Source organism: Paeniroseomonas aquatica, assembly GCF_030409335.1.
Classification (GTDB): domain Bacteria; phylum Pseudomonadota; class Alphaproteobacteria; order Acetobacterales; family Acetobacteraceae; genus Belnapia; species Belnapia aquatica.
Genome location: NZ_JAUFPN010000133.1, coordinates 17794 through 29120, shown reverse-complemented (window position 1 = coordinate 29120; position 11327 = coordinate 17794). Strand labels below are relative to the sequence as shown.

The 11327-nt window shown below is 71.4% G+C and carries 10 protein-coding genes and 1 pseudogene; 7 read left to right on the top strand and 4 right to left on the bottom strand.

Annotated features, from left to right (window positions below; translation table 11 throughout):
• The 7 genes from infB to QWZ14_RS12240 form a co-directional block, all read left to right on the top strand.
• A partial coding sequence (gene infB, locus QWZ14_RS12270) for a translation initiation factor IF-2 (RefSeq protein ID WP_290316958.1) occupies positions 1-2124 on the top strand: 2124 nt, incomplete at its 5' end.
• A gap of 85 nt (positions 2125-2209) precedes the next feature.
• Entirely contained in the window at positions 2210-2650 is a 441-nt protein-coding gene (rbfA, locus tag QWZ14_RS12265) for a 30S ribosome-binding factor RbfA (RefSeq protein ID WP_290316957.1), read from the top strand.
• On the top strand, positions 2647-3036 hold the full coding sequence (locus QWZ14_RS12260; protein ID WP_290316956.1) for an acyl-CoA thioesterase: 390 nt from the start codon (positions 2647-2649) through the stop codon (positions 3034-3036). Before rbfA ends, QWZ14_RS12260 begins: the two co-directional genes overlap by 4 nt.
• Positions 3036-4100 (top strand): tRNA pseudouridine(55) synthase TruB, encoded by a 1065-nt coding sequence (truB, locus tag QWZ14_RS12255; protein WP_290316955.1) that lies wholly within the window; start codon positions 3036-3038, stop codon positions 4098-4100. Before QWZ14_RS12260 ends, truB begins: the two co-directional genes overlap by 1 nt.
• A gap of 48 nt (positions 4101-4148) precedes the next feature.
• A complete protein-coding gene (rpsO, locus tag QWZ14_RS12250) occupies positions 4149-4427 on the top strand; it encodes a 30S ribosomal protein S15 (protein WP_290316954.1) in 279 nt (92 codons plus the stop codon).
• A 473-nt stretch (positions 4428-4900) separates the two neighbouring features.
• Entirely contained in the window at positions 4901-7120 is a 2220-nt protein-coding gene (gene pnp / locus QWZ14_RS12245; RefSeq protein WP_290316953.1) for a polyribonucleotide nucleotidyltransferase, read from the top strand.
• A gap of 84 nt (positions 7121-7204) precedes the next feature.
• Positions 7205-8605, top strand: coding sequence for an NAD(P)H-dependent flavin oxidoreductase (locus tag QWZ14_RS12240; RefSeq protein WP_290316952.1), 1401 nt, complete (start codon positions 7205-7207; stop codon positions 8603-8605).
• A 242-nt stretch (positions 8606-8847) separates the two neighbouring features.
• Here the strand turns inward: QWZ14_RS12240 and QWZ14_RS12235 are convergent, their stop codons facing one another.
• The 4 genes and pseudogenes from QWZ14_RS12235 to QWZ14_RS12220 form a co-directional block, all read right to left on the bottom strand.
• Complete coding sequence (locus QWZ14_RS12235) at positions 8848-8973, bottom strand: DUF1330 domain-containing protein (RefSeq protein ID WP_290316951.1); 126 nt, start codon at positions 8971-8973, stop codon at positions 8848-8850.
• Positions 8974-9052: 79 nt separating this feature from the next.
• Positions 9053-9136 (bottom strand): annotated as a pseudogene (locus QWZ14_RS12230) (hypothetical protein); the annotation flags it as partial.
• Positions 9137-9209: 73 nt separating this feature from the next.
• The gene (locus tag QWZ14_RS12225) at positions 9210-10325 is read right to left on the bottom strand and encodes an NADH:flavin oxidoreductase/NADH oxidase (protein ID WP_290316950.1); all 1116 of its coding nucleotides are present in this window, start codon (positions 10323-10325) and stop codon (positions 9210-9212) included.
• Positions 10322-11110 carry a DUF2272 domain-containing protein gene (locus QWZ14_RS12220; protein WP_290316949.1) on the bottom strand — a complete coding sequence of 263 codons (789 nt, stop codon included), beginning with the start codon at positions 11108-11110 and terminating at the stop codon, positions 10322-10324. The genes QWZ14_RS12225 and QWZ14_RS12220 overlap by 4 nt, the downstream gene beginning before the upstream one ends.
• Positions 11111-11327 lie beyond the last annotated feature (217 nt).

Here is an 11327-nt window from a genome sequence, read left to right as displayed (position 1 = left end):
CGTCCGGCCGGCACCCCCGCCCCGGCCGGCACCGCCCCCGGCGCGGCCGCGGCCAATGCGCCGGGCGGCGCCCCGGGCGCGAAGCTCTCGCTCCGCGCCCGCACCGCCGAGGAGGAGGACGAGGCGCGCCGCGCCGCCGCCCGCCGTCCCGGCGGCGCCGTCATCCCGCCGAAGAAGCCGGCGATCGCCGCCGTCAAGAAGAGCCTGGGCCAGGGCGACCGCCGCGCCGGCGGCCGCATCGACGTCCAGGCCGCGATCGAGGGCGAGGACGACCGCAGCCGCTCCATCGCCTCCATGCGCCGGGCGCGTGAGCGCGAGCGGCGGCAGCAGGAGCTCGCCCGGCTGCGGGCCGGCACCGAGCGCGTGGTGCGCGACGTGGTGGTGCCCGAGACCATCACCGTCCAGGAACTCGCCAACCGCATGGCCGCCCGTGGCGGCGAGGTGGTGAAGGCGCTGTTCCGCATGGGCGTCATGGCGACCCTGACCCAGAGCATCGACGCCGACACCGCCGAGCTGGTGGTCCAGGAGTTCGGCCACCGCATCAAGCGCGTCGCCGACAGCGACGTCGAGATCGGCATCGAGGGCGCGACCGACGCCGAGGCGGACATGCTGCCGCGGCCGCCGGTCGTGACCATCATGGGCCACGTCGACCACGGCAAGACCAGCCTGCTCGATGCCCTGCGCAAGGCGGATGTCGCGGCCCACGAGGCCGGCGGCATCACCCAGCACATCGGCGCCTACCAGGTGACGGTGGCGGACGGCTCGAAGGTGACCTTCATCGACACCCCGGGCCACGCCGCCTTCACCGCCATGCGGGCCCGCGGCGCCTCGGTCACCGACCTCATCGTGCTGGTGGTCGCGGCCGACGACGGCGTCATGCCGCAGACCATCGAGGCCATCAACCACGCCAAGGCCGCGAACGTCCCGATCATCGTCGCCATCAACAAGATCGACAAGCAGGGCGTCCGCCCCGAGCGCGTGAAGCAGGAGCTGCTGCAGCACGAGATCGTGGTGGAGAGCCTCGGCGGCGACACGATGGAGATCGAGGTCTCGGCGACCCAGAAGATCGGGCTCGACAAGCTGCTCGAGGCCATCACCCTGCAGGCCGAGATCCTGGACCTGAAGGCCAACCCGAACCGGGCGGCCGAGGGCACCGTGATCGAAAGCCGGCTGGACCGCGGCCGCGGCCCCGTCGCCACGGTGCTGGTCCAGAAGGGCACGCTGCACGCCGGCGACATCGTCGTGGCCGGCTCCGAATGGGGCCGCGTCCGGGCGATGCTCGACGACAAGGGCCGCCAGATCAAGACCGCCGGCCCGAGCCAGCCGATGGAGATCCTCGGCCTCTCGGCGGTGCCGAGCGCGGGCGAGAATTTCGTCGCGGTGGAGAACGAGATCCAGGCCAAGGAGATCTCCGAGTTCCGCCAGCGGCGGGCCCGCGACCAAGCCTCGGCGGCGAATACCGCCGGCCGCGGCACGCTGGCCGAGATGCTCGCCCGGGTTCAGCTCGGCGTGCAGAAGGAGGTGGCCGTCGTCGTCAAGGCCGACGTCCAGGGCTCCGCCGAGGCGATCGGCGTGACGCTGGGCAAGCTCGGCAACGACGAGGTGAAGGTCCGCGTGCTGCACAGCGCGGTGGGCCAGATCACCGAGAGCGACATCCAGCTCGCCAAGGCCTCCGGCGCCGTGGTCGTCGCCTTCAACGTCCGCGCCACCACCCAGGCGCGCGACATGGCGCGGCAGGACGGCGTCGACATCCGCTACTACTCGATCATCTACGAGGTCTCGGACGACATCGAGAAGCTGTACAAGGGCAAGCTCGCCCCGGTGCAGCGCGAGAAGTTCCTGGGCTACGCCCAGGTCCTGCAGGTCTTCGAGGTCAAGCGGATCGGCAACGTCGCCGGCTGCCGGATCACCGAGGGCATCGTCAAGCGCGGCGCCGGCGTCCGCCTGCTGCGCGACGGCGTGGTCATCCACCAGGGCGAGCTCAGCACCCTCCGGCGCTTCAAGGACGATGTCCGCGAGGTGGCCAACGGCTACGAGTGCGGCATGAGCTTCGCCAACTACAACGACATCAAGGTCGACGACCAGATCGAGTGCTACGAGGTGGAGATGGTGGCCGCGACCTGAACCGCGCCGCTCCTCCGGTTTCTTCCCGGGGCGCGGTGCCGCAAGGCGCCGCGCCCTTCGCTTTTCCAAAGGGTCCAACCCCCCCATGCCTTCCGGTAAGTCCAAGCATGTCGCCGGCCCCGCCGCCGGCCCCTCCCAGCGCCAGCTCCGGGTGGCGGAGGAAATCCGCCACACCCTCTCGACCGTCTTCGCCCGGGCCGACTTCCGCGACCCGGACCTCGCCGGGCTGCACGTGACCGTGACCGAGGTGCGGGCCTCGCCCGACCTCAAGCACATGACCGCCTTCGTCAGCGGCCTCGGCAAGCCGCTGCCCGAGCCGCAGCTCAAGGCGCTGCGCCGCGCCGCGCCCTGGCTGCGGACCCAGGTGGCCAAGGCCGTGCGGCTGCGGGCGGCGCCCGACATCCATTTCCAGTCGGACACCGCGCTCGACTACGCCATGCACATCGACCAGGTGATGCGCCAGCCCGCGGTCGCCCGCGACCTCGGCCCGAAGCCGGCCGAGGCCGAGCCCCCGGACACCGAATGAGCGAGGCGCCGCCGGCCCGCCAGCCGCAGATCCGCACCATCGCCATGCCGGCCGACACCAACCCGGCCGGCGACATCTTCGGCGGCTGGCTGATGTCGCAGATGGACCTCGCCGCCGGCAGCGCCGCGGCGCAGCGCAGCCGCGGCCGCTGCGCCACCGTGGCGGTCGAGGCGATGAGCTTCCACGGCCCGGTCAAGGTCGGCGACGAGGTCAGCCTCTATGCCGAGATCCTCTCGACCGGCCGCACCTCCCTGCGCATCAGGGTCGAGGCCTGGCGGCGCTGCCGCGAGTTCGACGACACCCTGCACGTGACCTCGGCCATCTTCACCTTCGTGGCGCTCGACGCCGCCGGCCGGCCCCGCCCGGTCCCCTCAGAGGCTCCCTGATGTCCACCGACGACACCACCCCCCCGATCATCGACCTGACCCGCGGCGACGAGCCCCGCGGCGACCGCCCCCGCGGCGGCAAGCCGCAGCAGGGCCGCAAGCCGCACCACCGCCAGCACAGGAAGCCGAAGGGCAAGGTGATCGACGGCTGGCTCATCATCGACAAGCCCTCCGGCCTCGGCTCGACCGATGTCGTCACCCGGCTGAAGCGCGCCTTCGACGCGCAGAAATGCGGCCATGGCGGCACGCTCGACCCGCTGGCCACCGGCGTGCTGCCGATCGCCTTCGGCACCGCCACCAAGACCGTGCCCTACGTGATGGACGGCACGAAGTCCTACCGCTTCACCCTCCGCTTCGGCGACCTGCGCGACACCGACGACGCCGATGGCCGCACCATCGAGACGTCCGACGCCCGGCCGACGGACGACGAGATCCGCGCCGCCCTGCCCGCCTTCACCGGCGACATCATGCAGGTCCCGCCGATCTATTCCGCCATCAAGCTCGGCGGCGAGCGGGCCTACGACCTGGCCCGCGACGGCCAGGCGGTGGAGCTGCAACCCCGCCCGGCGCGCGTCGACCGCTTCGAGCTGGAGAGCCGGCCGGACGCCGATACCGCCATCTTCTTCGTCGAGAGCGGCAAGGGCGTCTACATGCGCTCCCTGGCCCGGGACCTGGCCCGCGCCTGCGGCACGGTCGGCCATATCGCGGCATTGCGCCGCATGCGGGTCGGCCCCTTCCACGAGCAGGGCGCGATTCCGCTGGACAAGCTCTGCGGTACCGGCGATACCCCGCCCCCTTCCCCGGACCTCCTCCTTCCCGTGGCGACCGCGCTGGCCGACATCCCGGCACTGGCCCTCACGGAGGCGGAAGCCATGCGGCTCGGACAAGGCCAGGCCTTCAGCCTGGTCGACCTCATGGGCCGCATTCCGGACGCCGCGAACCCCAACGGGGGTCTCGTGCGCGCCATGGCGGGGGAACGGTTCGTGGGGCTCTGCCGCCTGGACTCCGGCCTGATGAAGGCCGAGCGCCTGGTGTCGCAGGAAGGTCTGCAACCGGTTGGCTGAACGTCGCCGAAGGCCCGCAGGGGCCCGGCCAATACGGAGAACAACCCGATGTCGACGAATACCATGACGGCCGAGCGCCGCGCCGCGCTCATTACCCAATACGCCACCAAGCCCGGCGACACCGGCAGCCCGGAGGTGCAGGTCGCACTGCTGTCCGAGCGCATCTCCGGCCTGACCGAGCACCTCAAGATCCACGCCAAGGACTTCCACAGCCGGCGTGGCCTGCTGGTCCTGGTCGGCCAGCGCCGTGGCCTGCTCGACTACCTCAAGGGCAAGAGCCGCGCCCGCTACGACGCGCTGATCGCCAGCCTCGGCCTGCGCCGCTAAGGCCACCAGGGCCGGCGGCCCCAGGCCGCCGGCTTCAAGGCGAGGTCCGGGGCGGGCAGGCCTGCCTCCCCGCCCCTCCCCGATTCCCGGGCCGCAGATTTCCATGGCAATCCGCGCCCGGCCGGGCCATATCTCCGCCTGATGGCCGAACCGCGCCCGCATGGGCGGATGCGTCGGCCGACCGCCGCGCGTGGCGGGCTGACAGGACAAGCCTCGCACCCCAACCCGGGACGGCGACGGCGTTTCCGGCCACATGGAGCCCCGGCAACGGGGGCGGCCTTCCCCTCAGGCGGAGGGGTCCGCAGTCCATGCAGCCCGAAGCGCCGCGCCCCGCCCACCGGGCGCATGGCCTGCCCTGCCACCCACCCCGTCGCACCCCAGGGCCGCGTCCTTCAAGGCGGCGCCCCTGGTCCTGCAGCAAGACCGGCCTCCGATAGGCCGGCCCGGGCGCAAGCCCGGCCAAGGAACGACGCATGTTCGAGAATTACTTCCGCAAGGATATCGCCTGGGGCGGCCAGCTCCTCACCCTCGAGACCGGCAAGATCGCCCGCCAGGCCGATGGTGCCGTGGTGGCCCGTCTTGGCGACACCATCGTGCTCTGCACCGTGGTCGGCGCCCGCTCGGTGAAGCCGGGCCAGGACTTCTTCCCGCTGACCGTGAACTACCAGGAAAAGGCCTTCGCCGCCGGCAAGATCCCGGGCGGCTTCTTCAAGCGCGAGGGCCGGCCCTCCGAGTCCGAGACGCTGATCTCCCGCCTGATCGACCGCCCGCTGCGCCCGCTGTTCCCGGAGGGCTTCCGCAACGAGGTCCAGGTCATCGCGACCGTCCTCAGCCATGACCTCGAGAACGACCCCGACGTGGTGGCCCTGGTCGGCTGCTCCGCCGCCCTGACGCTGTCCGGCATCCCCTTCTTCGGCCCGGTCGCCGCCGCCCGCGTCGGCTACATCGATGGCCAGTACGTCCTCAACCCGACCATGGCGCAGCGCCAGACCAGCCAGCTCGAGCTGATGGTCGCCGGCACCGCCGAGGGCGTGCTGATGGTCGAGTCCGAGGCGAAGGAGCTGTCCGAGGACGTGATGCTCGGCGCCGTGGAATTCGGCCACAAGGGCTTCCAGTCCGTCATCGCCGGGATCATCGATCTCGCCGAGCGCGCCGGCAAGGAGCCCTGGGCCCTGCCGGAGCCGTCTGACGCCATCGCCGCCCTCAAGGCCCGCATCACGGAACTCGGCACCGCGCCGATGGCCGAGGCCTACAAGGAGACGCAGAAGCTGGTCCGCCAGCAGAATGTCTCCGCCGCCAAGAAGGCGCTGATCGCCCAGCTCACCGAGGAAGGCCTCGACGTCGAAAAGGCGAAGGGCCTGCTGAAGCAGCTCGAAGCCGATGTCGTCCGCAACGCCATCCTGGATACCGGCCTCCGCATCGACGGCCGCGACACCAAGACCGTGCGCCCGATCGTGGCCGAGGTCGGCATCCTGCCGCGCAGCCACGGCTCGGCGCTGTTCACCCGCGGCGAGACCCAGGCGCTCTGCGTCGCGACGCTGGGCACCGGCCAGGACGAGCAGATCATCGACGCGCTGCCGGGCGAGTACCGGGAGCACTTCATGCTCCACTACAACTTCCCTCCCTACTCGGTGAACGAGACCGGCCGCATGGGCAGCCCGGGCCGCCGCGAAGTCGGCCACGGCAAGCTCGCCTGGCGCGCGCTGCGTCCGCTGCTGCCGGAGAAGGACAAGTTCCCCTACACCCTCCGCGTGGTCTCCGAGATCACCGAGAGCAACGGCTCCTCCTCCATGGCGACCGTCTGCGGCTCGTCGCTGGCGCTGATGGATGCAGGCACCCCGCTGAAGCGCCCCTGCGCCGGCATCGCCATGGGCCTGATCAAGGAGGACCGCGGCTTCGCCGTGCTCTCCGACATCCTGGGCGACGAGGATCACCTCGGCGACATGGACTTCAAGGTGGCCGGGTCCGACCAGGGCATCACCGCCCTGCAGATGGACATCAAGATCACCTCGATCACCTTCGCCATCATGCGCGAGGCGCTGGAGCAGGCGAAGGACGGCCGGCTCCACATCCTCGGCGAGATGGCCAAGGGCCTGACCGGCGCCCGCGGCGAGGTCTCGGCCAATGCGCCGCGCATCACCGTGATCCAGGTGCCGAAGGAGAAGATCCGCGAAGTGATCGGCTCCGGCGGCAAGGTCATCCGCGAGATCTGCGAGCAGACCGGCTGCAAGATCGACATCGAGGATGACGGCACCATCAAGGTCGCGGCCACCAGCACCGAGCAGGCGCAGCGCGCCATCGACTGGATCCGCGGCCTGACCGCCGAGGCCGAGATCGGTGCCATCTACAACGGGAAGGTCGTGAAGACCGCCGAGTTCGGCGCCTTCGTGAACTTCCTCGGCGCCAAGGACGGCCTCGTCCACATCTCCGAACTGTCCAACGACCGGGTGAACCGGACGACGGACCTCGTGAACGTGGGCGATGCGGTCAAGGTGAAGGTCCTCGGCTTCGACGACCGCGGCAAGGTGAAGCTCTCGATGCGGGTGGTCGACCAGGCCACCGGCGCCGACATCACCGACCAGGTCGGCGCCCGCCGTCCGGGCCCGGGCGGCGAGGGCGAGGCTCGCGAGCCGCGCGGCGAGTTCCGCCGCGACCGTGGCCCCCGCCGCGAGCGTACCGACGCCGCGGAGTGAGCCATTCCGGCGCCGGGGGCCTCCTCCCCGGCGCCGGGAGTACCATATCGTACCCTATGGGCTACGGAAGCTGAGGGCAGGCGCGTGAAGGCTATCAACGCAATCCGCATGGGCGGCTGCGACGTCCTCCCCCTGGTCGAGGGCGGCAAGGGTGTCGCCGTCTCGAACGGCAGCACCTGCGGCGCCTGGGCCTCGGGCGGCGGCGTCGGGACATTCTCCGCCGTCAATGCCGACAGCTATGACGCGGAAGGCCGGGTCATCCGCCAGGTCTACCACGGCAAGACCCGGCTGGAGCGGCACGAGGAGCTCGTCGCCTACGGCATTTCCGGCGGCATCGCCCAGGCGCGCGAGGCGCATGAGCGCGCCGGCGGCCAGGGCCGCATCCACTGCAACATCCTCTGGGAGATGGGCGGCGCCGAACGCGTCGTGCGGGGGATCCTGGAAGGCGCCAGGGGGCTGATCAACGGCATCACCTGCGGCGCCGGCATGCCCTACCGCCTAGCCGACATCGCCCGCGACTTCGGCGTCTTCTACTACCCCATCGTCTCCTCCGGCCGCGCCTTCGCCGCGCTCTGGAAGCGCTCCTACGGCAAGACCCGGGAATGGCTGGGCGGGGTGGTCTACGAGGACCCCTGGCTGGCCGGCGGCCACAACGGCCTCTCGAATTCCGAGGATCCGCTGAAGCCCGAGGATCCCTACCCCCGCGTGCTCAAGCTGCGCCAGCAGATGCGCGAATTCGGCCTCGGCGACACCCCCATCATCATGGCGGGCGGCGTCTGGTGGCTGGAGGAATGGCAGGACTGGATCGACAACCCGGAGCTCGGCCCGATCGCCTTCCAATTCGGCACCCGCCCGCTGCTGACCCAGGAAAGCCCGATCTCCGAGGCCTGGAAGCAGCGGCTGCTGACCCTGCAGAACGGCGACGTGCTGCTGCAGCGCTTCTCGCCCACCGGCTTCTACAGCAGCGCCATCCGCAACGAGTTCCTCGAGGAGCTCGAGGCCCGCAACGAGCGGCAGGTGGCCTATACCGCCGAGCCGGTCGGCGACCACGTGGCGGAATACGGCGTCGGCCCGCGCAAGCGGAAGGTCTGGCTGACCCCGCACGACCGCTCGCGCGTCGCCGCCTTCGAGGCGGCCGGCTACACCGAGGCGATGCGCACGCCGGACAATACCCTGATCTTCGTGACGCCGGCCGACCACGGCCAGATCGTGCAGGACCAGATCGACTGCATGGGCTGCCTGTCCTCCTGCCGCTTCTCCAACTGGGCGCAGCACGAGCCGACCTACGACAACGGCAAGAAGGCCGACCCGCGCAGCTTCTGCATCCAGAAGACGCTTCAGGACGTGGCGCATGACGGCGCGCTGGAGAAGAACCTGATGTTCGCGGGCCACAACGCCTACCGCTTCGCCTCGGACCCGTTCTACTCGAACGGCTTCATCCCGACCGCGAAGCAGCTGGTCGAGCGCATCCTCACCGGGCGCTGACCCGGGGGCGGGGCGCGCCGCCCGATCGCCGGGCTTGCCTTCGCGCCCGCCGGCGGGTTATAGGATTATCTGCCCAAGGGCGGGCTGCGCCCGGGTCCCTGCGATGGGGCGCCCGATCCCTCAATTCTAAAATTCCGCAGGCCTAACCCTTTGGCAACAAGGGGTTGGCTGGCGGGGTTTGAGGCGAATTGAGGGAAATTGAGCCGAATTTCACGGAATTGAGCGCCGGCTGCGGTCGCCGGTCAGACCCCCTCGACCAGCGCCACCCTCGAGACCGTCGCCGCCTGCCGCATGGCGATCAGCGGGGCATAGTCGGGGCCGTGGTAGAAGGCCTCGAGCCGCGCCATGTCGGGGAATTCCAGCACCACCACCCGGTCCAGCCCCCGGCTCGCCCTCGACCGGCGTCACCGCCCCGCCGCGCACCAGGTAGCGGCCGCCATGGGCGGCGATCATCGGCGCGACCCGGTCGCGGTAGGCGGCGAAGCCGGTCGGGTCGGTCACGGTGATATTGGCGATCAGATAGGCGCTCATGGATCTTCCTCCCCTGCGGCGGGACCGGGCGGGGGACCATCCCCCGCGCCGGCCCGGCCGCCTCCGGCCTGGCTCAGGCGAGCGGCGCCATCGGCACGCCGATCGACGCCTCGCGCTGCATCTTGCCGAGGGTGTTCCAGCCGCGCTCGTATTGCGGCGGCACCTGCAGCGTCTCGGTCCGGCCCAGCACGGCGGCGGCGCGCAGTGGCCAGTAGGGCTCGCGCAGCAGCACCCGCGCCAGCAGGATCAGGTCGGCCTTGCCCGCGGCCAGGATCTCCTGCGCCTGCTCCGGCTCGGTGATCAGCCCGACCGCCGCGACCGGGATGCCGGCGCCCGACTTCACCGCCTCGGCACCCGGCACCTGGTAGCCGGGGCCGAGCGGGATCTTCTGCTCGTGGTGCAGCCCGCCGGAGGTCACGTCGATCATGTCGACGCCGAGCGCCTTCAGCCGGGCCGAGAGCACCACCGTCTCCGCGGTGGTCCAGCCGCCCGCGACCCAGTCGGTGTGCGAGAGGCGGATGCAGAGCGGCACCTCGTCCGGGATCGCCGCCCGCACCGCCCGGGTGGTCTCCTCGACGATCCGCGCCCGGCCGTCGAGGTCGCCGCCCCAGGCGTCGTTGCGCTGGTTGGACAGCGGCGAGAGGAACTGGTGCAGCAGGTAGCCATGCGCCGCGTGCAGCTCGATGAAGCGGTAGCCGGCCTCGATGCCGCGCTTCGCCGCGGCGGCGGTGTCGGCGATGACCGCCGCGATCTCGGCCTCGCTCAGCGCATGCGGCGTGGCGTAGTCGCCGAAGGCGACGGCGCTCGGGCCCAGCGGCTCCCAGCCCGGGGTGGCCGGGCCGTGTTCCCAGGCCTGGCGGCGGCTGGCCTTGCGCCCGGCATGGGCGATCTGGATCGCCGGGACCGCGCCCATGGCGGCGATGCCGGCGGCCAGCCTGGCATGGCCGGGGATCTGCGCGTCGGACCAGATGCCGAGGTCGGCCGGGGAGATCCGCCCCTCCGGCGTCACCGCCGCCGCCTCGGTCATCACCAGCCCGGCGCCGCCGACGGCGCGGGAGATCAGGTGCTGGTAGTGCCAGTCGGTCGGCTGGCCGTCCTCGGCGCAGGAGTACATGCACATGGGCGAGACGCCGATTCGGTTCTTCAGGGTCACGCCCCGGAGGCTGAGCGGGGCAAACAGGTCGGTCATGGGGTGGCACTCCAGGGCGGCAGGCGCCCGAGACGGTTTTCGAACAGGACGAACCAGGCCGGCTCGCCCGCGGCGCGGGGCAGCAGAACCCCTTGGGCATCCGCGGCGAGCCGGCTGAGGGTCACGCTGTCTGACACATTGCCCCCGACCGCCTCCACCGCGCCAGGGCCGGCGGCCACCACGATGTCGCAATGCATCGGCCGGAACCGCCCCGCATCCGCCGCCCGCTGCCGCCAGTCGCGGATCGGCGCCGGGCCGCGGTCGGCGCAGAGGAGGTCGCCCGGGCGCGGCGCCATCTCCCCCGGGCGGCGCGGCAGGAAGGGCGCGGTCGCCGGGAAGGCCAGCGCGTCCCGGATCAGCGCATCGACGTAGTCGGCATGGGCGGCGGAGGGCGGGAATTCCCGCCGGTCCACCCCGGCCCCGGCCAGCACCCAGCTGATGAAGGCGGCCGACCAGAAGGGCTCGCGCCAGAGCGCGGCGCCGGCCGGGGCGCCGGCCAGGGCGGCGGCGTAGAGCCGGCGGTTGCGGGCGATGGCCCCCTCGTCCTGCGGCACCGCCCGCCAATAGGCGAGCAGCCGCGGGAAATTGGCCGGGTCGCTCTCCGCCGGCCGGGCGGCGGGGGTCGCGCCCGGGGCAGCGACGATGCCGCCCCAGTCCCGCCATTCGGCCAGGGCGAGGCGGACCATCCGCTCCCGCGCGGCGGGGGGATAGGCGAGCGGCGGGTCGGGTCGGGGCGGGGCGACGGCGCAGGCCGAAAGCAGCAGAAGGGGCAGGAGAAGGCGCATGCCGCGCTGTACAGCACCGGCAGGCGCGCCGCACGCTTCACTACCGGAGCGTGAAAACCATCGCCAAAATTCGCCTCACATTTCCGTGATTTAATGCGAAAGTTGGGCTCACGTAAGCGTGACAGTGTATACTCTTCTTGTTCAGGCAGCTGCCTTGGACGTCTCCTCCCAGTGATTTGGTGCCGCAACCTGGGGTTGGGCACGGATCGCCACTCGG